The sequence below is a fragment of the Myxococcus sp. AS-1-15 genome, from assembly GCF_020037055.1.
GTDB lineage: Bacteria > Myxococcota > Myxococcia > Myxococcales > Myxococcaceae > Myxococcus > Myxococcus fulvus.
This window is the reverse complement of the sequence record NZ_JAIQDF010000005.1, coordinates 172221-195157: the sequence shown is the minus strand read 5'-3', so window position 1 is coordinate 195157 and position 22937 is coordinate 172221. Positions and strand designations below refer to the sequence as shown.

At 69.3% G+C, this 22937-nt stretch carries 12 protein-coding genes; 5 read left to right on the top strand and 7 right to left on the bottom strand.

Translation table 11 applies throughout. From position 1 onward, the window contains the following. Positions 1–3: 3 nt before the first annotated feature. Positions 4–1695: an AarF/ABC1/UbiB kinase family protein gene (locus K8625_RS16605; RefSeq protein ID WP_141324077.1), complete on the top strand. Its 1692-nt coding sequence runs from the start codon at positions 4–6 to the stop codon at positions 1693–1695. Here K8625_RS16605 and K8625_RS16600 read toward each other — a convergent pair. From K8625_RS16600 to K8625_RS16585, 4 genes are all read right to left on the bottom strand, one after another. Beyond that, on the bottom strand, positions 1576–6768 hold the full coding sequence (locus tag K8625_RS16600) for an AAA domain-containing protein (protein ID WP_223783258.1): 5193 nt from the start codon (positions 6766–6768) through the stop codon (positions 1576–1578). The two genes, K8625_RS16605 and K8625_RS16600, sit on opposite strands and share 120 nt — an antisense overlap. Positions 6769–7183: 415 nt before the next feature. Then, positions 7184–7726: a GNAT family N-acetyltransferase gene (locus tag K8625_RS16595; protein WP_223783257.1), complete on the bottom strand. Its 543-nt coding sequence runs from the start codon at positions 7724–7726 to the stop codon at positions 7184–7186. Between the two features lie 18 nt (positions 7727–7744). Beyond that, positions 7745–9124 (bottom strand): amidohydrolase family protein, encoded by a 1380-nt coding sequence (locus K8625_RS16590; RefSeq protein ID WP_223748666.1) that lies wholly within the window; start codon positions 9122–9124, stop codon positions 7745–7747. 351 nt (positions 9125–9475) lie between these two features. Then, on the bottom strand, positions 9476–10882 hold the full coding sequence (locus K8625_RS16585; RefSeq protein WP_223783256.1) for a PQQ-dependent sugar dehydrogenase: 1407 nt from the start codon (positions 10880–10882) through the stop codon (positions 9476–9478). A gap of 337 nt (positions 10883–11219) precedes the next feature. On the opposite strand from K8625_RS16585, the gene K8625_RS16580 reads away from it, so the two are divergent. The 4 genes from K8625_RS16580 to K8625_RS16565 all read left to right on the top strand — a co-directional run bounded on the left by K8625_RS16580 (position 11220) and on the right by K8625_RS16565 (position 17427). Then, a complete protein-coding gene (locus K8625_RS16580) occupies positions 11220–11768 on the top strand; it encodes a glutathione peroxidase (RefSeq protein WP_223783255.1) in 549 nt (182 codons plus the stop codon). A gap of 165 nt (positions 11769–11933) precedes the next feature. Further along, positions 11934–13598 carry an LVIVD repeat-containing protein gene (locus K8625_RS16575; RefSeq protein WP_223783254.1) on the top strand — a complete coding sequence of 555 codons (1665 nt, stop codon included), beginning with the start codon at positions 11934–11936 and terminating at the stop codon, positions 13596–13598. A gap of 152 nt (positions 13599–13750) precedes the next feature. Further along, positions 13751–15499 carry an LVIVD repeat-containing protein gene (locus tag K8625_RS16570; RefSeq protein ID WP_223783253.1) on the top strand — a complete coding sequence of 583 codons (1749 nt, stop codon included), beginning with the start codon at positions 13751–13753 and terminating at the stop codon, positions 15497–15499. Positions 15500–15687: 188 nt separating this feature from the next. After that, complete coding sequence (locus K8625_RS16565) at positions 15688–17427, top strand: LVIVD repeat-containing protein (protein WP_223783252.1); 1740 nt, start codon at positions 15688–15690, stop codon at positions 17425–17427. Between the two features lie 59 nt (positions 17428–17486). Here the strand turns inward: K8625_RS16565 and K8625_RS16560 are convergent, their stop codons facing one another. From K8625_RS16560 to K8625_RS16550, 3 genes are all read right to left on the bottom strand, one after another. Next, entirely contained in the window at positions 17487–18011 is a 525-nt protein-coding gene (locus tag K8625_RS16560) for a DUF2267 domain-containing protein (protein ID WP_223783251.1), read from the bottom strand. A 600-nt stretch (positions 18012–18611) separates the two neighbouring features. Continuing rightward, complete coding sequence (locus K8625_RS16555) at positions 18612–21740, bottom strand: efflux RND transporter permease subunit (protein WP_223783250.1); 3129 nt, start codon at positions 21738–21740, stop codon at positions 18612–18614. Continuing rightward, positions 21737–22936, bottom strand: coding sequence for an efflux RND transporter periplasmic adaptor subunit (locus tag K8625_RS16550; RefSeq protein ID WP_223748674.1), 1200 nt, complete (start codon positions 22934–22936; stop codon positions 21737–21739). The genes K8625_RS16555 and K8625_RS16550 overlap by 4 nt, the downstream gene beginning before the upstream one ends. Between the last annotated feature and the right edge of the window lies 1 nt (position 22937).

Genomic DNA, 22937 nt, shown 5'->3' with positions numbered 1-22937 from the left:
TCCGTGAACCTCCAGGACCTGAACCGTGTGCGGCAGATTACGGTCATCGCGGCCCGGCATGGCTTCGGCGAGGTGCTGGAGCGCGCGGGGCTGTGGCGCATCCTCGGGCGGCAGGAGAAGGTCGAGGTCTCGCCGGAGGCCCAGCGAGCCTCCACGGCCCGGCGCTTCCGGATGCTGCTCAACGACCTGGGCCCCACCTTCGTGAAGCTGGGCCAGGTGCTCTCCACGCGGGCGGACCTGCTGCCCGCGGAGTTCGTGGACGAGCTGGCGCTGCTGCAGGACAACGTGGAGCCGATTCCACTCGAGCAGGTGCACGCGCAGATTCGCGAGTCGCTGGGCAAGGATGCGCGCGAGCTGTTCAAGCACATCGACGAGGCGCCGCTGGCGGCGGCGTCGATCGCCCAGGTGCACCGGGCGGTGACGCTGGAGGGCGACGAGGTGGTGGTGAAGGTGCAGCGGCCGGGCATCGCCGCGAGCATCGACTCGGACCTGGTGGTGCTGCGCAACCTGGCGCGTCTCTTGGAAGCCGTGGTGGAGGAGACGGGCATCTACACGCCCACGGGCATCGTCGACGAGTTCGACCGGGCCATCCACGAGGAGCTCGACTTCATCAACGAGGCCGCCAACGTCCGCGCGTTCCTGGAGAACCACCGGGAGCGCGCGTACATGAAGATTCCGCGCGTCTACGCGGCGCTGTCGAGCCGGACGGTGCTGACGCTGGAGTTCATCCGGGGGGTGAAGATCAGCCAGGCGGAGCTGTCGGACGAGGACCGGAAGACCATCGCCAACCACATCCTGGAGGCGAGCTTCCGGCAGCTCTTCGACGACGGGCTCTTCCACGGCGACCCGCATCCGGGGAACGTGTTGCTGCTGGAGGGCAACAGGCTGGCGCTGCTGGACTTCGGCGTGGTGGGACGGCTGACGCGGCCGATGCAGGAGACGCTGGTGATGCTGTGCCTGGCGGTGGCGCTGAAGGACAGCGACTCGGTGGCGCGCATCCTCTACCGGGTGGGCGTGCCGGACGCGCGGGCGAACCTGGTGGGCTTCCGCAACGACATCGAGAGCATCCTGGGGCAGCACCTGCCCACGACGCTGGGTCAGGTGGACACGCGCTCGCTGCTGAGGGACTTGCTGGATCTGGCGGTGAAGTACCGCATCCGGATCCCGAAGGAGTACGCGCTGCTCAGCCGCGCGTCGGTGTCCACGGAGGGCATGCTGCGCAGCCTGTACCCGGAGATGAACATCGTCGAGGTGGTGCTGCCGTACGCGAAGGAGCTGCTCGCGGGGCGGTATGACCCGATGCAGTTGCAGGGCGGGCTGATGCGCACGCTCCTGCGCATCCAGTCGATGGCGGCGGACCTGCCCACGCAGCTGTCGCAGATCTTGTTGGACATGGAGTCGGGCAAGTTCACGGTGACGGTGCGGGCGGACCAGTTCGAGAAGCTGAACGAGAACCTGCGCAGCGCGTCGGTCATCATGTTCATGGGGTTGTGCGCCTGCGGCCTCATCGTCGGGGCGTTCATCTCCTTCGCGCCCAAGCCGTGGATGTACGGGAACATCCCGGTGCTCGGGGCCCTAGGCATCGCCCTGGCCGCGGCGCTCTTTGGCGCGGCCATCACCTGGTATCTGTTCGGTGGTCGTGGGCTCGGCAAGGTCCGGCTGAGCAAGTACTTGAAGGGGCCGAAGCGGAAGTAGCACTGGCGCGGGCTCATCCATCTTGCGGCCCCGAAGTTGATCGCGGAACTGCCGCCATGGCCAGCGCTTGGAGCACCCCGCCCCGGTGCATTCCAGTCGTGGTTCGCCTCCCACTCCTCGGGCGACGTGGAGGAACGCACCACACGAGCATCGTGCCCGCAGCTCCAGCGCGAGCACCAGGACTTCGAACCTCACGCTCTCCGTCTTCAAGCACTTCTGGGCCGCGCACTTGAGGAAGGGCCCCCGCTCTCCGATCCAGAGCCGTCGCTCTCCCCGACACGACTGGCACAGGAAGTCTTGAGGCGTCAGCAGGCGCCGTAAAGCGGCGGGGAGCGGATCCTTCTCGGCGAGGGGCTTGTCCTGTTCTCGCGGCACCGCCCTCAAGCTCCCCACCCTGGGCCGCCGGGGAGTGACGACTTGCGCCGCGGGGAGTGGTACCTCGAGCGGCAGGAGCGTCGGAATCTGGTCGGGCACCTCTTCTTCTGGAGTGGCCTCGCTCCTCTTCTTGCTCGGCGCACCACCGCGAGGCGGGCGTCCGACACGGGAGGCGCGCGCCTCTTTCGGAGCCCGGAAGCGCTCGGGTGAGGCCTCCCACTCCCGTGCAATGGCCTCGGCACGGCGCACGAGCTCCGCGCGCAGGGCGTCCTCGACCGGAGCGGCCTCCTCCGGTGGAGCTCCCTCTGGAGGAATCTCCAGTTCCTTCAGCCTCGCGAAGACCGGTCGCATCGCGGCCTCGGGGTCCCGGAAGAACGCGCTGCCTCGAATCCTCACGAACCGCCACCCGAGGCGCTCGAGCAGCGCCTGACGTGCCATGTCCTCCGGGAGCTTCTCGAGGGGATGGTAGCGATCTCCATCACACTCCACCGCCAGCCGGCGCCCTCCCCCCTCGACCACCAGGTCGATGCGGTAGTGTCCCACGCGCCACTGCGGCGTCACCCGATAGCCCGCGCGGACCAGGAGCGCGAGCACCTCCTTCTCGAAGGGAGACTCCGTCTTGGGCTCGGCACGCAGGAGCGCCCGCTCGACCCCCTGCGGCTGCGCGCAATGCTCCAACAGCCTGCGCCTCAAATCCCCGGGCTGCAGGTCGATGGAGGGATTGAGCGAGTGCACGACCCAGAGCTGGTCCCGGGCCCGGCTCACCGCGACGTTGAAGCGCTGCTTGAAGTCCTGCGTCTCCCGTCGACTCAGGGGGCCGTCCCCATCGGGGCTGTCCACCATGGACAGGAACATCACGTCCCGCTCGTCACCCTGGAACTGGGCGGCGCTTCCGCACAATACGCGCCGTCGCTCGTACTCGGCCGGAGACAGGTGCGCCTGAAGCAACGAATCCACCTTCAACGCCTGTTCCTCTCCGACGAGCGAGATGACGCCGAAGGTGCGCCCCGCATAGGCGGGGTGCTCCACGGCGGCGGCGATGAGGGAGGCCACCGCGATGGCCTCCCGCTCGTTGACCTTCGCCTGGGCATGCCCCTCGACCCGATGGATGTTCAGGGGAGCAAGTCCCTTGGCGCTCGCCGCCTCCCGAAGCGGCTTGATGCGCCCCTCGTAGGACAGCTGATTGCTGAACTCGATGATGTCCGGGACGCAGCGGAAGTGCTCCAGCAGGCACACCATGCCGCTGAAGGATTGCCGGGCGAGGTCGTAGACCGACATCTTTCCGTCATAGAGCACGGCGTTGGGGATTCCGGCGAGGTGCTCGGCGATGAGCTGCTCGACCATGCCCACGTTCTGCCCCACCGCAGAGGGGCTCACCTGCTCGTGGTCTCCCACGACCACCGCGCGGTCCGCCAGGTACAGGGAGATGAGCCCCATCGCATCGCACTGGCTCGCCTCGTCGATGATGACGACATCGAACCGGGTCGCCGCCGTGAAGTTCTCCACCACCTGCGTGAGCGGCATGATCCACACCGGCACGGCTCGCTGACACTCGCTCATCAACTGCGCCGCCTGCGCACGCAAGCGAGGCGCCCGGACTCCCGTCCCCTTCCCGATGCGCCGCTGGATGTCCAACCAGCCCACCAGCGCCTGCTGTTGCCCCAACGTCGTCCGATGGGCCTGGGAGGCCCAGGCACGACGCTCGATGAGCTTCGCGGTGCACTTGCGCAGCTCCTCCGACAGCACCTCGATGCGCGACTGGAGGCTGGCCAGTTGCACGCCGCCGCGGCGCTCGAGCTCGTCGTGAAGCTGCCGCCAGCACCACGCGGCCTGGGGTGCTCCCGGGGGCCGCTCCCGCGCGTGGACGCCCCGACGCTCGCGAATGGCGGAGGCCCAACCCGGGGCGGCCGCCTTCAGCCTCGTGAGCAGCTCCTGTCGTCGCGTGAGTGCCCGCCGCTTCTCCAGGATCTCCGTGAGCCCCACGAACGCGCGGGCGTAGAGTTCGCCATCCCGCGCTTCCAGCGCCTTCGCGAGGCTCCGGACGATGACGGAACCCGCGGAGATTCCTCCCCACGCCTCGAGCCGGGCCCGAGCCTGTCGCAGCTTCTCGCGGACCCGTTCCAGTTCGATTTCACGTGCCCGCGCACGCAGGGCAGGCGCGATGCCTCGTACCAATGCGTCGCGCCGCCGCTGGAACATCCCATGGGGCGCTGGATTGATGGGCTCCGCGTCCAACCGCTCCTTCCAGCGCATCCCGCTCGTGCTCAGCGCCTTGTCCAACGGACGCCAGACGGACTCCGCCCAGTCCAGGCACCGGCCGAGTTCATCGCGAAACTCGAGCAGCCGCTCCTCCAGCGCTTCTCCCAGCTCGGACGAAAGCGGCGCGCCCAACGCGGCCATCTGACCATCCCAGCGCCGCGCCAGCACCTGCCGCTGCTTGCGGAGCGAGAGGCACGCGGAGAGCGCCGCGAAGTGGACCAGCTCCCGAGGCGCTCCCGCCTCGACCCGGCAGCCCCGAATCACTCGCTTCCACGAGGAGCGCGTGAGCAGCGTGAACGCCCCCAGCGTCCCTCCCGCCTCGAGGTGCCGCTGGAGCTCCGCGAGCACGGAGAGCTGCTCGTCCATGGACAGATCCTGTGCTGGAACAGGGGCATGCTGGAACAAGGACTCCCGGGTCGCCAGCTCCATGGCACGCACGTCGGAGATGGCGTCGATGAGGGACCGCCAGGGAGCCGCCTCCCGGTCCCCCGCCAGACCCGCTGACACCGCCGCGAGCTTCCAGGGCAGACCGTCCTCGAATGGGTCGAAGGCGCGAAGGCAGCGTCTGGCCAGCTCCGTCAGGTCCACGGTGTCCTCCGCCCGGGCAGGCCCCTGCCAGAGATTGGGAAGAGCGCCCTCCGCCTCCACCCGGAGCGACTTCCGCTTCTCCAGCAATCCCCCAAGCTCCCCAGGGGACATGACCTCGTCGAGCCTCGGGAGTGGACACGCCAGCTCTGTCTCGTGTTGAGGCGTCAGAACGGCGTTGCCGCGATACAGCTCCCGGACCTCGTCCTCCGATAGGGGAAGCGCGGCACCGAGCATCACCGGCCCCGGCAGCCAGAGGTGCTGCGTCGGCTCGGCCGCGACCCGTCGGGCCGCCTCCGAGGGAGACCAGCTCCGCCCCGCCACCACCACGTCTCGATACTCGTCGGAGAGTGCCTGGAGCAGCTCCTGTCGGGCCTGCTGAAGCTCATCCTTCAGCCGCTCGCGATGCTCCGCGATGGAGGACGCCTCCCTGTCCAGCCGCGTGCCATTGCTCACGGACAATCGCTCCGCCATCGCGGAGACAGCGCCTTCGAGCTGGGCTCGGCTGTCGAGGTCGTTGTCGAGGACGCTCACACACAGCGGCTGGAGCTCCGGCACCACCTGGCCTCGAAGCACCCGCAGCGCCTTGGTGGTATGGCTGGTCACCAGGACGCTCTTGCCCTCGGCGAGCAGATGACCAATCAGGTTCGCGATGGTGTGGGTCTTCCCTGTCCCCGGAGGCCCCTGGACGAGGACACAGCCGTTCCGAGCAAGCCGGCTGGCAATCTCCTCCTGCTCCGCGTTGGCTTGTTTGCTCAGCAGGACATCCACGACCTCGCCAGCGTGGCCTCGGGTTCCCTTGGAGCCCGCCTCCTCGCGCGGGCTCGGCACGTCACAGCCCACCACCCGGGCCAGCGCGGACGGCAGGTCCGGGCGCTTCTCGAGGGATTCCAGGATGCCCTCGAGGGCTCTGGCGAAACCGAGGCTGCGGCTGCGGAGCAACAGCACGGGCTCTCGCCCCATGCGCGGCGGGTCGGCGTCTTCGCTCGGCCGGCCATGCTCGAGTAGCTCCCCGCGCGCGGACAGTTGGATGAGCAGACGTCGCAAGAAGCTCGAGGTCTGCTCACCGCCCAGGGGCTTCACCCCGCCGGCCTGGAGCTCCTCGCGACACCTCGCCAGAATCCTCCCGTCGAGTTCCTCCAGGTGGCTGAACAGCTCCGAGTAGAGGTCGACGCCACGCCCGCTGTCGGAGACCGTGAACTCGGGGACCCGGGAGTTGAACCGCAACTGGACGCGCTGGAGCAGCACGGGATGGAACAATCCACCCGTCGTCTGGCGCCAGCTCAGGATGCCATCGGCGACCAGCAACTCGAGCCGCTCTCCCTCTCGTTCGAGTCGGCCATGAAGCTCATAGAGCTGCTCGAAGATCCTCAGCGCCGCGCGCGCCTGCCGCTCCTCACTCGCCCAGGCCGCGTGACGGGGCATCCAGCTCGCAAGGGCCTCGACGCGCTCGGGACGCTCGTCGAACGACACCCTGCGTGTGGCGCCCTGGTCATCCACCTCGTCGCGAGACGCCGCCGTCCCGGGCTCCACGAGTGGGTCATCCCAGGGCGTGGTCAGCCACTCGGCGAGAGGAGGAGGCGGAGCTGGGGGAGGCACCAGCCGCGGGCGGCGCACCCGGAGGATGAGGTCCGCGTCGGAGCCCTCCGTCCCTTCAGCCCCCTCACTCGCGGCGCTCGCATCGCGCACGAACAGGATGGAGGGATGCGCGGGCAGCGTCGCGAGGCTCAGGCTCCACGGTTGATCCCGAAGCTGGCGCGGAGCGGGGTTTCGATGACGGTTCAGCGCCTGGAGATACCGAAAGACTCTCGTGGTCCGCTCATGCGCGACACGAAGAGATTCTGGATCCAGCATGTGCCCCCCTCGGTGAACCCATGGCCAACGCCGCATGGGCAGGCATGGACACCTCATTCATCCTGTCCCGCCGCGACCGACATGACAACGCCGGGCCCCCCGCGACACGATACCGAGTCTCTCGCGCCACCATGGGTGGACATCGACTGCCATTCACGGTCAGGCGCCAATACACAGGCGCCAGTCGGAGCGCTTCCCGCGCTTCCTTGATTTGCTGAAAGTAGTCGGTGGCGGGAGGGGCCGGAATACCACTCCAGAGGTATGGATGACCCGCGGCCGTTCGGCAGGGACCGGCAGCAAACGCCGTCGTCGGCCCCTCGCTTGACGCGCCGCGAGATCCTCAGCCACCTGCACGAGGGCGACCGCCTGCATCGCTCGCTGAGGCGAGTCGTGCGAGAGGTCCTGCGGACGCGGCTCAAAGCGCGAGGGCGAGCACCAGGTCGCGCTGCGGGTCTGTCCCGAGCACGAAGCGCATCTCCCCCACTTCGATGAAACCCCAGCGCGCGTAGAAGGCCCGCGCGCGCGTATTGCGTTCCCACACACCGAGCCACAACACGTCGTGCCCCCGCCTCCTCGCATCATCCAGGCAGCGGCGCATGAGCGCGGCGCCCACCTTCGCACCGAGGAAGGCGCGGTCGACATAGAGGCGCGACAGGTTCACCGGGCGCTCGGCCCGCACACTCGGCTCACGGGCGCCGTCGCAAAGGAGCGCGAAGCCCGCGGGGACTCCGTCGACCTCCGCGAGCAGGTACAGGTTGCGAGGCTCCCGCAGCTCCTCCTCCTGGATCGCACGGCTGTAGTGCGAGGCCAGGAACGCCTCCACGTTCTCCGGCGTGTTCTCGGCGGCGAAGGTGTCCCTGAAGGTCCTCTCCCCGAGCTCCGTCAGCGTCGCGGCATCCGCCAGCGTCGCGGGACGGATGCTCACTCGCGGCGAGCGTGGTGCATCGGACGTCGTCATGGTCGCCCTCTATACAGCTCACGGGCCGAGCAGGTCCTTGTAGATCTTCCCGTCCTTCATGATGACCAGGAAGTTCTTCTCGGGGTTGGCGATCAACTCGAAGTTGGCCACCGGGTCGCCGTCCACCAGCAACAGGTCCGCGAGCGCCCCCTCCTCGACGACGCCGAGTCGACCCTTGTAGGGGCTGCGCTTGCCCGACAGCGCCAGCAGCTCCGCGTTGGTGCCCGTGGCCATCCGCAGGGCCTCCGCCGGCGTGTACCACCGCGTCATCTTCACCAGCTGCGCGCCCTGCCTCGCCGCCACCTTCGGGTCGAACAACGAGTCCGTCCCCCACGCCGTCTTCAGCTTGTACTTCTTCGCCAACGCATAGGCCTTGTCCGTGCCTTGCGTCATCTCCAGCTGCTTCTCCCGATTGTCCGAGCCCTCCGGAAAGGGCGTCGCGTCCTCGTCGTCGAGGAACGGCTGCAGGCTCAGCCAGACCCCCTTCTCCGCCATGAGCTTCGCGGTGGCGTCATCCATCAACTGCCCGTGGTCGATGACCTTCACCCCCGCCCGGATGGCCGTCTGGATGGCGCGCGGCGTGTACGCATGCACGGCCACGTACGTCCCCCAGTTCTCCGCGGCCTCCACGGCGGACCGGAGCTCGGCTTCCGTGTATTGCGACACATCCAGCGGATCGTGGTCCGAGGACACACCGCCTCCCGCCGCCAGCTTGATCTGCGAGGCCCCCAGCATCAGCTGCTCACGGACCCGGAGCAGGACCTCGTCCTGCCCGTCCGCGATGGCCGCCCCACCCACGCGCTCCGCGAACGTCAGCGAGGACATCGCCGTCCGCGGGAGCGCCTCCGCCCGGCGGTAGTCCCCATGGCCGCTGGTCTGCGAGATCATCGCGCCCGAGGGCCAGATGCGCGGGCCCTCGATGAGCCCCTCATCGATGCCCCGCTTGATGCTGAAGACCGGCCCGGCCATGTCGCGCACGCTGGTGACGCCTCGCAGCAGCGTCGCCTTCGCCTCACGCGCGGCCACCAACGTGAGGTACCCCTCCGGCCCCGCCAGCGCCACGGTCAGCGGCACCGAGGCCATCATCATGTGGTAGTGCGCGTCGATGAGTCCCGGCATGAGCGTGCGCCCCTTGCCCTCGATGACTCGCACCTCGCCCGTGCGCGCGATGGGGCTGCTCGAGATGCGCGCGATCTTGTTGCCCTGAACCAGGACGTTGACGGGCCCGGACAGCCCCTTCGACTTGCCGTCGAACACGCGCACGCCCTGGAAGAGGACCGCGCGGGGAGGAGGCTCGCTCACGGGAGGCTGCGCCGACGCGAGGCTGGACAGGAGCAACAGCACCGCGCTCGACCCGGCGCGGATGCAGCGGACGACATGACCCAACCTCGAACGCATGGCGAGTCCTCGATGTGACGGGTGGAGGTGCACCGTGGAACGCCGAGCACGCGGAGGACTTCTCCTCGCCCGTCGACGCCTCACGGGAATCGCGCGGCACACTGACTTCGGGGGCCACCCCCGACAAGCGAGTGCTCCGCGCGGCGACGCCTCCTGAACGCGCGCCTGTGCGCCGATGAACGGCTCGGCGCGCCTCTGCGGGCTCGTGAGCATCGAGGGCGCCACCTGCGTCACGTCCATGACGCACGGCCCTGCGAGACGCTCGACACGTTCACCCTCCATCAAAACGACCGCGCGCCCCGAGGTGTGATTCCCCCGGGACGCGCGGTTGCCACCGTGGATGATGAAGACTCAGCGCGGCGTGAGCTTGAGCACCTTGCCGTTGGTCGCATCGGTGAGCAGGTAGAGCGCGCCCTCGGGGCCCTGCACCACCTCGCGGATGCGCTCGTTGCGGTTCTTGAGCAGGTGCTCCTCGCCGATGACGCGGTCATTGCGAACCATCAGCCGCACCAGCGCCTGGGCCGCCAGCCCTCCCACGAAGATGTTGTCGCGCCACTCCGGGAACAGCGTCCCCGAGTAGATGGTCATCCCCGAGGGGGCAATCACCGGGTCCCAGTAGTACACCGGCTGCTCCATGCCTTCACCCACGGGGCTGTCGTGGATGGGCGCGCCCGAGTACTCCTCGCCGTACCCGATGGTGGGCCAGCCGTAGTCCTTGCCCGCCTCGGGCCGGTTCAGCTCGTCGCCCCCCTGCGGTCCCATCTCCACGATCCACAGGCGGTTCTGCCCATCGAGCGCCGCCGACAGGATGTTGCGGTGACCCACCGACCAGATCTCCGGCTTCGCCTCCGGCGTGTTCACGTAGGGGTTGTCCTGCGACACGGAGCCATCCGGGTTGATGCGGACCACCTTGCCGAAGTGGCTCTTCACGTCCCGCGCCTGCTTGCGGCCGTCGAGGATGGAGCGCTCGCCGAGCGTGACGAACAGCTTTCCGTCGGGCGTGAACACCAGCCGTCCGCCCGAGTGCAGCGTCGACTCGAGCGTGGGCATCATGCGGAAGATGACCTGGACGTTCTCCACCGCCGGCTGCGCGCCGTCCACCAGCTTCGCGCGCGCCACCGCCAGCCCGTTGCCGCCCTGCCGCGGCTCGGAATAGGTCCAGTAGATGAGCCGGCTCTCCGCGTAGTCGGGACCGACCTCCACGTCGAGCAGGCCTCCCTGGTTCCGGCCATCCACCGCGGGCAGGCCCGTGACGGCGGCCGACTTCTCGCCCTGCTGGGTGACGATGAAGAGCCGCCCCGTGGGCTTCTCCGTCACCAGCATGCGCTGGTCGGGCAGGAAGGCGAGGCCCCAGGGATTCCGGATGCCGGAGGCCACCTCGGTGACCTGGAACTGCGTCTGCGACTGGACCGCCGGAGCGCGCGTCTGGCCGGGGAAGGCCGGAGGGAACTCGGGCACGTTGGGCGGCCCCTGCGGAACGGGAGGACCGCTGGGCAGGGGCCCCGCGTCCGGCTCCTGCGTGCCCCCGTCTTCCGGCGGATTGCCCGCGTCAGACTCCTGCGTGCCCGCGTCTTCCGGCGGATTGCCCGCGTCAGGCTCCTGCGTGCCCGCGTCTTCCGGCGGATTCCCCGCGTCCGGCTGTGGGGTGCCCGAGTCCTGCTGTGGCGTGCCCGAGTCAGGTGTCGGCGTGGGATCTGGATCGTCACTGCAACCAACGAGGAGGGCGGCGACGATGAGGGGCATCGACAGGAAACGCATGCGTCTCTCTCCTGAGGGGGGATGGTGCGGAGGGGGAAGTTGCCGCCGTGCGCATGGAGGCGCAACCCTCGTTGCCGCCAGGACGCGATTCAATTCGCGGCCCATGCCCGCCCGGTCATCCCACGGTGGAAAGTCACCGTGTCACGGCCCCACTTCGACGGCACGAGCCTCGCCCGGGGTGAGCCCGAAGGCCGCGTCCACTGGTGGACCGGGCGTCTGAAACCCACGTCCGACTCCCGGGATGTTGCTTGCCGAGACCGGCGATTTCGTCCTGTATACCTCGCGGGTCGACCCACCCGGGAACCCCTCCCCACTTTCCTCCTGAAGCGAGCCGAACATGAGCAACCTCTTCGACATCCCCTTGAAGTCCATCGATGGCGCTCCCAGCACGCTGGGCCAGTTCAAGGGCAAGGTCCTGTTGGTGGTGAACGTGGCCTCCAAGTGCGGCCTGACGCCGCAGTACGCGGGCCTGGAGAAGCTCTACGAGGAGAAGCGCGCGAAGGGGCTCGAGGTGCTGGGCTTCCCCGCGAACAACTTCATGGGCCAGGAGCCGGGCTCCGAGGAGGAGATCAAGCAGTTCTGCGACCTCAACTACGCGGTGAAGTTCCCGCTGTTCTCCAAGATCTCCGTCGTCGGCGAGGACAAGCACCCGCTCTACCAGGAGCTGACCCGCGCGTTCCCGGACGCCACCGGTGATGGCCCGATGCGCGCGCGCCTCAAGGGCTACGGCATCGAGGCGAACCCCATCCCGGAGGTCCAGTGGAACTTCGAGAAGTTCGTCATCGGCCGTGATGGTCGTGTCGCCGCGCGCTTCGCTCCGGACATCACCGCGGAGGACCCGCGCCTGGTGCAGGCCATCGACGCGGAGCTGGCCAAGGGCGCCTGACGCGGAGGATCGACGACGGGGAGGTTTGCAAGGGCAAGCCCCCGCGTCCTCGCGTTCTGCCTCATCCGGCAAGCATCGGCGGAGCGCCGGGGAACATGGGGCCCCCGTGGCGTATCCAGGATGACCGCCCGCACCTGCGCGGGCGGCGCCATCTCCGAGGCTCCCATGACGACTCCCTCGCGCGGAGCACGGCGCTCTCTGTGCGTCCTGCTCCCCTTCCTCCTGTCTGCCTGCGGTGAGTCGCACCCACCCGGGGACTCGGGCACTCCCGATGCGGGGCCGCCATGGGACGGCACCTACACGGAGCTGGAGGACCTGGGGTACTGGGTGGACACCGGCCGATATGACGCGTGCCAGTTCATCGACGCCGACAACCTGGACCCGCAGCTCTGCCAGCGCCCCACGAGCTTCGACCTGTCGAGCTGCTCCTCCGCCCAGCTCTCCACCGTGGAGAACCAGGGCATCTATCAGGTCGTCCTCCGCGCGGAGCGGCGCGTGCGCCCGGACAGACCCACCAGCACGTTCGTCTCCGGTGGGTCGATCAGCTTCCGCCTCAGCGCCGACGGCTCCAAGGATGCGCTGAGCTCCGGGCCCCTGCTCACGCGGGACACCGGGAACGGGTCCTTCTTCTTCTCAGGCCGTCGCACGCTCGCGCTCACCACCGGCAACCTCGTCACCACCGCCGCGTTCGCCGGCTGCCACGTCCCCTCACCCGGCGTCATCACCGGCTGCTACGTGTCCTGCGTCGAAAACCCCGTGACCGGTTACTCGAAGACGCTCGGCACCTTCGAGGCCACCCGGATGACGTGGGCCCCCGGTGAGGGCGAGTCCTCCGGCGGCCTCGCTCGCGTGGGCGAAGCCGCCACCACGATGATCCGCCCCGCGGACCTCTACATCGCCAAGGAGCACGCCTATGTCGTCTCGCTGGACCGCCCGCCCCTCTTGGGCGGCCTCTCCGTCTTCGACGTGAGGGACCGCACGGCGCCCAAGCTCGTCAAGACGCTCAGCTTCCCGGGTGACACCTCTTGGAACGGCGTCTGGGCGAAGGGCGACACGCTCTATGTCGCCAGCAACTCCTCCGGGCTGGTCATCCTCGACATCAGCGACCCGGCCAACCCCACGTTCGTGCGCCGCGCCGAGGGCCCCACCACCGTCCACACCGTGCTCGTCGACGGCGACCGGCTCTACGCCAACGCCCCCGGCACCGGAACCTACGTCTACGACATCACGAACGCCGTGGACCCCACGCTGCTGCAGATCGTCCGGCCGACCGCGGAGGGCGGCTACGGCGATGGTCCCCACGATGTCTTCGTGTACGAGGACCGGCTCTATGTCAGCAACGGAAGCGATGGCTTCCAGATCATGGACGTCGCCGACTTGAACGACGTCCGCCAGTTGGGCAGCTACTTCCTGCCTCGGCTCGCCACCTATGCGCACCACAGCGCGGTGGGCACCTTCGCGGGGAAGACCATCGCCTTCGAGGGCGGAGAGTTCCCGGGCTCCCACGTGCGCGTGCTCGACGTGACGAACCCGGCGGCCCACATCCCACTCATCGGCACGTTCCGCATGCGCGCCGCCACGTCCATGCACAACCTGCTGCTCCGCGGGAACCTGCTCTACGTCGCCTGGTACCACGAGGGCCTGCGCGTGCTCGACGTCTCCAACCCCACGCAGCCCAGGCAGGTCGCGCACTACAACACCTTCCGGGAGGACGACCCGGGGCGCGAGCACTCCGTCTTCGAGGGCAACTACGGCGTGCGCATCCCCGGGGACGGCTACGTGTACCTGGTCGACGCGTCCCGCGGACTCATCATCCTCAACGAGCTGTAGGCGTCGCGCGCGACAGGTCCTCAAGGACCCGAGTCATGGTTGCCGCTGTCCGCTGTCCGAAAACAGCGGCAACCCACGATGGAACCAGGAGCCCGCACTCGCCTATTCGGGAAGGCCGCCCGCACTGTCGCGGGTGGCTCCCGAGGCGCTCCATGAAGCCATCGCCGCATCCGTTGGGACCCTGGCGCTGCATCCCCCTCCTGCTCCTGCTGCTGTCCGCCTGTGACGACTCCCCTTCGGGAGATGACGCGGGCTCGCTCCCGGACTCGGGCTCCGACGCGGGCACCGCGGACAGCGGCCCGCCTCCCGAGGACGCGGGGACGCCCGACGCGGGGACGCCCGATGCAGGCCGTCCTCCCTGGGACGGGACGTACACCGCGCTCGAGGACCGGGGTGATTGGATCGACACCGGTCGCCATGACACGTGCCAGTTCGTCACGCCCGAGGACCTGGACCCGCAGCGGTGTGAGCGCATCGCGGCCTTCGACCTGTCGAGCTGCTCCACCGAGCAGCTCTCCGGCGTGGAGAACCAGGGCATCTTCCAGCTCAACCTCCGCGAGGAAGCGTCCTACTCTTCCACCCGGCCTCCATCGGACTCCGTCTACAACTCCTTCGCCGGCCTGCGGCTCAGCGCGGATGGCACCCAGGACGCGTACGGCCCCGCGCCGCTCATCGCCCGCGTCACGGAAGGCGGCACGTTCTTCCTCGCGGCGAGGAGGACCGCCCGAAGCCCCTGGGGAGACAGCGTCACCACCACCGCGTTCGCCGGCTGCCACGTCTTCTCTCCTGGCGTCATCACCGGCTGCTACGTGTCCTGCAACAGCCATCCGATGTACGGCTTCACCAAGTCGGTCGGCACCTTCAGGACCGAGCGGATGGCCTGGGCTCCCGGCGAGAACGAGGCCTCCGGCGGGCTGGCGCTCGTGGCAGAGGCCTCCACGACCGTCGGCATGCCCGTGGACGTCTACGTCGCCAAGGAGCACGCCTACGTCGTGTCGGTGAGCACTGGGCCCCTGCTCGGTGGCCTCTCCGTGTTCGACGTGAAGGACCGGACGAGCCCCACGCTCGTCAAGACGGTCACCATCGCCGGAGATGGCGCGTGGAACGGCGTCTGGGCGAAGGGTGACGCGCTCTACGTCGCCAGCGACAGCTCGGGGCTCATCGTCTTCGACATCACGGACCCGGCCAATCCCGTCTTCGTCCGCCACGGCGAGGGCCCTGACACCGTGCACACCGTGCTCGTCGAGGGGGAGCGGCTCTTCGCCAACTCACCCGGCACGGGCACCTTCGTCTACGACATCACCTCGCCCCTCGCTCCGACGCTGCTCCAGCTCATCACGTGGGCACCCGAGGGCTACACCGGCGGTCCGCATGACGTCTTCGTGCACGGCGACCGGCTCTACATCAGCAACGACACGACCGGCTTCCACGTCATGGACATCTCCGACCTGGACGACGTCCGGCACCTCGGTGACTACCTGCAGCCGGGATTCTTCGGCATCTTCTCCCACCACAACGCGGTGGGCACCTTCGCGGGGCGCACCCTCGCCTTCGTGGGCGGCGAGTTCTCGGCCAGCCACGTGCGCGTGCTCGACGTGACGGACCCGACGAACATCCCGCTCATCGGCACGTTCCGCATGCGCCCCCTCACGTCCATGCACAACCTGCTGCTCCGCGGGAACCTGCTCTATGTCGCGTGGTACCAGGAGGGCCTGCGCGTGCTGGACGTCTCCCACCCCACGCAGCCCCGGCAGATCGCCCACTTCAACACCTACCGGGAGACCGACCCGCGGCGAGGCAACGGCATCTTCGAAGGCGCCTTCGGTGTGCGCATCCCTGGGGACGGTTTCGTGTACCTCGTCGACTCGTCACGCGGCCTCATCATCGTCAACGAGCTGTAGCGCTGGCCCCGGGCCGTGTCGTTGCAAGGACACGGCCCGGCGGGTCCCGCGGGCGGCGTTCACGGCACGTGGCCGCGATTCCGTCGTCATCCGGCAAGCATCGGGAGCGCGCATTGGCGCAAGGAGCGCGCCTCGCCATTCCTGGAGGCACCATTCACTCCTTCCGGGTGGTCTTCCCGAGGCCTTTCATGACGACATCCCCGTGGCGCTTCCTCTGTGTCCTCCTCCCACTCCTCATCGCCTGCGGAGACTCTGACTCCGGCAAGGACGCGGGCACGCTTCCAGACTCGGGGTCACAGGACAGCGGCCCACCTCCCGAGGACGCGGGCACACCTGATGCCGGTCCTCCTCCCGAGGACGCGGGCACGCCCGACAGCGGACCGCCGCCGTGGGACGGCACGTACACCGTGCTGCAGGACCGGGGCGATTGGATCGACAAGGGCCGCTATGACACGTGCCAGTTCCTCGACGCCGAGAACCTGGACCCGCAGCTCTGCCAGAGCCTGTCGACCTTCGACGTGTCGAGCTGCTCCACCGAACAGCTCTCCGGAATCGAAGGCAAGGGCATCTATCAGCTCACCACCCGCTCGGAGCTGCGCGTCCGCCCGGGCCGCCCCAACTCCACCGCCGTCGGCAACGGGAGCAGCGCCTTCCAGCTCAGCCTGGATGGTTCCGCGGACTCGATGAGCAACGCGCCCCTGCTCGCCCGCGTGACGGAGGGCGGCACGTTCTTCGTCGCGGGCCGCCGCACCCTCCGGACCCCGTCGGGCGACAATGTCACCACCACGGCGTTCGCCGGCTGCCATGTCCCCGCGCCGGGCATCATCACCGGCTGCTACGTGTCGTGCTCCGACAGCCCCATCTCCGGCTACACCAAGACGCTCGGCACCTTCGAGGCCTACCGGATGACCTGGGCCCCCGGCGAGGGCGAGTCCTCCGGCGGGCTCGCGCGCGTGGGTGAGGCCTCCACGCCCCTCGGGCTGCCCGTGGACGTCTACGTCACCAAGGAGCACGCCTACGTCGTCTCGCTGGAGCGGGCCCCTCGGCTGGGTGGGCTCTCCGTGTTCGACGTGAGGGACCGGACGAACCCCACGCTCGTCAAGACCGTCAACATCCCCGGGGATGGCGCGTGGAACGGCGTCTGGGCGAAGGGCGACGCGCTCTACATCGCCAGCGACTCGTCGGGGCTCGTCGTCTTCGACATCACGGACCCGGCCAATCCCGTCTTCGTCCGCCGCGCCGAGGGCCCGGCCCACGTCCACACCGTGCTCGTCGACGGCGACCGCCTCTACGCCAACAGCGCGGGCGTGGCCACCTACGTCTACGACGTCACCACGCCGCTCGCGCCCACCCTGCTCCAGCTCGTCACGCCGACACCGGGAGGCTTCAGCGGCGGCCCGCATGATGTCTTCGTGTACGAGAACCGGCTCTACGTGAGCAACGCGGACTCGGGCTACTCCATCATGGACATCACGGACCTGGACAACGTCCAGCACCTCGGCAACTACACGCCGCCCGGGGGCTTCGTGTATGCGCACCACAGCGCGGTGGGCACGTTCGCGGGCAGGACCCTCGCCTTCGAGGGCGGAGAGGGCCCCGGTACCCACGTGCGCGTGCTCGACGTGACGGACCCGACGAACATCCCGCTCATCGGCACGTTCCGGATGCGGCCGCCCACGTCCATCCACAACATGCTCCTGCGTGGCAACCGGCTCTATGTCGCCTGGTACCAGGAGGGCCTGCGCGTGCTGGATGTCTCCCACCCCACCCACCCCCGTCAGGTCGCGCACTTCAACACCTTCCGCGAGGACGACCCGGGTCGAAGGGCCGGCAGCCTCGAGGGCGCCTTCGGCGTGCGCATCCCCGGCGACGGCTACGTGTACGTCGTGGACGGGACGCGCGGGCTCATCATCGTCAACGAACTGTAGCCCCGGATGGAAGGGGCCCGGCCCCGGGGAGGCTCTCCGGGGTCGGGCCCACGGCGGGGCTACACCGGCCGGCGGAAGCTGTCGGCCAGGTCCGCGGGGAGCTGCGAGGCCACCGCGGCCACCTCGTCCTCGGGGATGCGGTCCCTCACGGCGGTGAACACCACCGTCATCACGCGGAACGCCTGGTCCACCTTGATGCCCAGGTGGTCCGCCACGTCGGAGATGAACTCCTCGCGCTTCATGCGCTTCGCGTGCGAGGGGCCGCGCAGGATGGTGCACTCGCCGATGAGCTCGCCGATGTCGTCGCCGAGCGCGCGCATCAGCTTGACGTCCTCACCGTCCGACAGCCTGCGCGCCAGCGTGCACAGCACGGCGTGAGCGGCGGTCCGGCCGTCCAGCTTGTTGACGCGGACCTCCTGGCTGTTGCCGATTTCGTCCAGGAACGCCTGGAGGTCCAGCGACTCGTCGCGCTCCTTCACCGGGATGATGTTGGGAGGAAGCTCCGTCTCCTGCGCCATGGGGTCGTCTCCTTGCTCGCCGTGGACACACGCGCGCTTCACGGGCGTGCCAGTCACGGTGTCCACGGCGCCGGCGGCCTTCAGCGAGGGGCCACGGGCCTCCTCCTCGACCCGCCGGGCATCGCGACGGCGCGACGTCCGGCCTCTCGTCTGCCCGGGAAGGCTCAGTGTGCCGACGGCGACTCGGGCCGAAGGGGCATGCCCCCACAACTGGGGGAACCCTGGAGCCGTTCGCACACACAGAAGCTGTCGTACGACCACTCATGGCAGCAGGGCGTGATCCCAGGCTCGGGGCAGCCCATCTGTCGGACGTCCTCACAGCTGGGCAGCCCGGGGCTGCACTCCAGGACATTGGCCATCGCTCGCTCGTCGGCCACGTCGGTGGCTCCGCCTCCACAACCCAGGCTCAGACTGGCAGCGAGCGCCATCAACCACGGCATCAAGCACTTCATGGTGGATCTCCATTCGTGTGGGTGTCCGAGCAAAGGATGACCGGGCTCCACACATCCTCCAGGAGTCGATGACCCAGCACAAATCAGACACCCTGGGTCAGGTGCACCCCTTGCGTCTTCGACGGAGGAGATGCTCGCGACCCCTCCGCCTGAAAAGCGGAGGGCCGGCACCGGTGAGCTCCGGAGCCGGCCCGCGTCGTCATCTCAGCCGAGCTCAGCCGTGCGTCGCGGGGCGAGGCTCATCGCCGCTCGGACGACCGTGGGCGGCGGGGCTGCCCTCCTCGTCGTCCGGACGCTTGCCGCGCCAGTGGGCCAGCCGCGTCTTCATTCGGTCGGCGACCACGTAGAAGGCGGGCACCACCACCAGGCTCAGCACCGTGGAGACCGACAGCCCCCCCAGCACCGCGATGGACATGGGCGCGCGCGTCTCGCTGCCCGCGCCCAACGCCAGCGCCGCCGGCACCGCCGCCATCATCGTCGCCGTGGACGTCATCAGGATGGGACGCAGGCGCACCGGCCCCGCGCGCTGCATCGCCTCCACCGCGCCCAGCCCCAGCTCCCGCTGCTGGAGCGCGTAGTCCACCAGGATGATGGAGTTCTTCTTCACGATGCCCATCAACAGCAACAGACCAATCATGCTGAAGATGTTCAGCGTGCTGCCCGTGCCGAGCAACGCGAAGGCCGCGCCCGCCACCGACAGCGGGAGGATGGTCAGCACGGTGACCGGATGCAGGAACGAGTTGAACTGCGCCCCCAGCACCATGTACGCGACGCCAATCCCCAGGAAGAGCGCGAAGAACAGGCTGCCCATCGAGTCGCGGAACGCCACGCTCGCGCCGCCTGGCACCACGCGCACGCCGCCCGGCAGGTCCTTCGCCAGCTTCTCCACCGTGGCCAGCGCCTCCTCCTGATTGGAGCCCGGCGCCACGTTGGCGAAGATGCTGATGGCGCGCTCGCGGTCCCGGCGGGTGATGGCCTGCAGCGCCGGGCGCTCCTCCTGCGTCACCAGCGCCGACAGCGGCACCAGCGCGCCGCTGGCCGTGCGCACCTTGAGCAGCGCCAGGTCCTCCGGACGCGAGCGCTGCCCCGCGAGCAGGCGCAGGCGCACGTCGATGCGGCGCCCGCCCGTGCTGTACTTGCCCACGCGCACGCCGCCCACCAGCGCGTTGATGGTCGTCGCCACCGTCTGCATCGGCACACCCAGGTCCGCCGCGCGCGCCCGGTCCGGGGTGATGCGCAGCTCCGGCATGCCGAGCTGGTAGTCGGTGTCCACGTCCACCACCTTGCCGCTGGCCTGGATCTTCTCGCGCATCTCCTGGCTGGCCTTGACCAGCTCGTCCCAGTCCGAGCCGCGCACGCTGAACTCCACCGGGAAGCCACGCTGCGCGGAGAAGCCCTGCTGCGACAGGTCCTGCACCACCGCGCGCAGGCCCGGGTAGCCGTTGAGCTCCTTGCGCAGCACCTGCTGGAACTCCGACTGCGTCATGCGCTGGTCGGGCGGCTTGAGCGTGAGCATCATGAAGCCCGAGTTCACCCCGCCACCACCACCGCCCACCAACGCGAAGACGCTCGTCACCTCCGGCCGCGAGGCGGCGAACGCCTCCGCTTTCTGGAAGAGCTGGTTGGTCTCCTCGATGCTGCTGCCCACCGCCGTCTGCATGCGGACCATCAGCCGGCTCTGGTCCTGCGACGGCACGAACTCACCGGGCAGCGCGCGGAAGGCGAACACGCTCGCCGCCAGGATGACCAGCGCCCCGGCCAGCACCCGCCACGGCCGCACCAGCGCCCACCCGAGCGCCCGGCCATAGGCGTGCTCCAGCTTCGTGAAGGCCTTGTCCACCCACACGCCGACCTTGCTGCGCCCCTCACGGGAGGTCTTCAGGAGCTGCGCGCAGCGGGCCGGCGCCAGCGTGATGGCCTCCACGTACGACAGCATCACCGCCACGCACAGCGTGACGCCGAACTGGAGGAAGAACTTGCCGATGACGCCCTTCATGAAGACGACGGGCAGGAAGATGGCGATGACGGCCGCGGTGGCCGCGAGCGCCGCGAAGGTGATCTCCGCGGTGCCCTCGCGCGCCGCGCTCACCCGGTCCTTCCCCTCCTCCGAGTGCCGGAAGATGTTCTCCAGCACCATGATGGCGTCGTCCACCACGATGCCCACCGCCAGCGCCAGGCCCAAGAGCGTGAAGGTGTTGAGCGTGAAGCCCAGGAAGTAGATGACCGCCACCGTCCCCAACAGCGACATGGGGATGGCCAGCACCACGTTCATCGTGCTCGACAGCGAGCCCAGGAAGAGCCAGCAGACGAAGGCCGTGAGGATGCAGGCCAGCATCAGCTCGAACTCGATCTCGTGGACGCTCTCCTCGATGTACTGCGTGGTGTCGAAGCGGATGGCCACGTCCATCCCCTCCGGGGCGTCCTTCTGGATGCGCGCCAGCTCCTCGCGCACGCCCTGCGCCACGGACACCGCGTTGGCGCCGCGCTGCTTGCGGATGCCCAGGCCCTGGGCGGGCGTGCCGTTGACGCGCGCCATGCGCCGCACGTCCTCGAAGCCGTCCTCCACCAGCGCCACGTCGCGCAGGTACACCGGCTGGCCGCCCTGCTCGCGCACGACGATGTCGCGCAGTGTCTCCAGGTCCAGCGCCTCGCCGAGCACGCGCACGTTGACCTCGCGCCCCTCGGCCTCGATGCGCCCCGCGGGCAGCTCCACGTGCTCACGCTGGAGCGCGGAGGTGAGGTCCGTCACCGTCAGCCCGAGCGCGTCCAGCTTCGCGGAGTCCACCCAGATGCGGACGTTGCGGTCCAGCGAGCCACCGACGGACACCTCGCCCACGCCCGGCACCGTCTGCAGCTTCTCCTTCACGCGGTAGCGGGCGAAGTCGCTCACCACCTGCTGGGAGAAGGGCCCGGACACACCCACCTGGATGATGGGCTGGTCCTCCGGGTTCGTCTTGGTGACGATGGGCGGGTCGATGTCCTCGGGCAGCTGGCGCTGCGCCTGGCTGATCTTCGTCTGGACCTCCTGCAGCGCCATGTCCACGTTGCGCGACAGGTCCAGCTCCACCGTGATGTTGGCGCCGCCCTGGCGCGCGCTGGAGGTGATGCTGGTGACGCCCTCCACCTGCGTCACCGCCTCCTCGATGGGCTCGATGACGTCCGTCTCGACGGCCTCGGGGTTGGCGCCCTCCCACGTCACGCTGATGTTGATGGTGGGGAAGTCGACGTCCGGGAACTGGCTGATGCCGATGCGCTGCGCCGCCACCAGTCCGAAGACGATGGTGGCCGCCATGATCATCCACGCCAGGACGGGCTTCTTGATGCACGCTTCCGTCAGGTTCATCGCCGCGCTCCCTGGCCGCCGTCCTCCGCGCGCGGCTCCGCCGTGAGGGTGGGCTTCTTCTGCTGCACCACCCTCACCGTCACGCCGTCACGCAGGGCCTCGCCGCCGCGGATGACCAGCGTCTCGCCCGCCTTGAGCCCCTCGCGGACCTCCACCCGTCCGTCCGCCGTGCGCATGCCCAGCTCCAGCACCCGCTCGCGCGCCTTCTCGCCGTCCACCACGAAGGCCAGGAAGCCCCGCTCGCTGGCGCGCACCGCCGTCTGCGGCACCACCGGGCTGCCGCCGCGCGTCTCCACCGGCACCGCCACCGACGCGAACGCACCGGGCCTGAGCTTCGCCGCGTCCTCGGCGGACACCTCGGCCGTCACCGGCACCAGGCGGTTGGCCTCGTCCGCGGCCTGCGCCACGTGGGTGATCTTCGCGGTGAACGAGCCGCTCTCCGAGCGCACCGTGAAGCGCGCCGGGAGCCCCGGCTTGATGCGCGCCACGTCCGCCTCCGGCACCGTGAAGCGCAACAGCAGCGGGTCCCGGCGCAGGAGCGTCGCCAGCACCAGGCCGGGCTGGACGTACTGCCCCGTCTGCACCGTGCGCGTCTGGAGCACGCCGTCCATGGGCGCTCGGACATAGGCGTCGCGCTGGTTGAGCTGCGCCTGGTCCAGCAGGGCCCGCGCGGAGGCCACGTCCGCCTCCGCGGTGCGCGCGCGCGCCGTGAAGGTCTCCAGCTGCTCGGCGGGCAACAGGCCGGGGCTGGCCTCGTTGACGGCGGTGCGACGCTCGGCGCCGGCCTGGGCCTCCACCAACGAGGCGCGGGCCTTGGCGAGCGAGGCCTCGGCCGCGCGCACGGCGATGGCGTAGCGGGCGGGCTCGATCTCCGCGAGCACATCCCCCTTCTTCACCGCCTGCCCCTCCATGAAGAGCACGCGCTCCACGGCGCCCGCCACGCGGGCGGTGATCTGCACCCGCTCGAAGGCCTCCACGGAGCCCACCGCGTTCACCACGTACTCGACGTCGCGGGCCTCCACGGGGGCGACCTCGACGGGGAACTGGATGGGGCCCCGGCCGCCACCAGCGCCGGGGCGACCGCCCGCCTTTCCGCCCGCCGCGGGCGCCTCGCCCTTCGACGCCTCCGCGTCCTTCTTGCATGCCCCCATGGCGAGCATCGCCACGGCCAAGGTCAGCGTTCCTGCGCGTCGCATC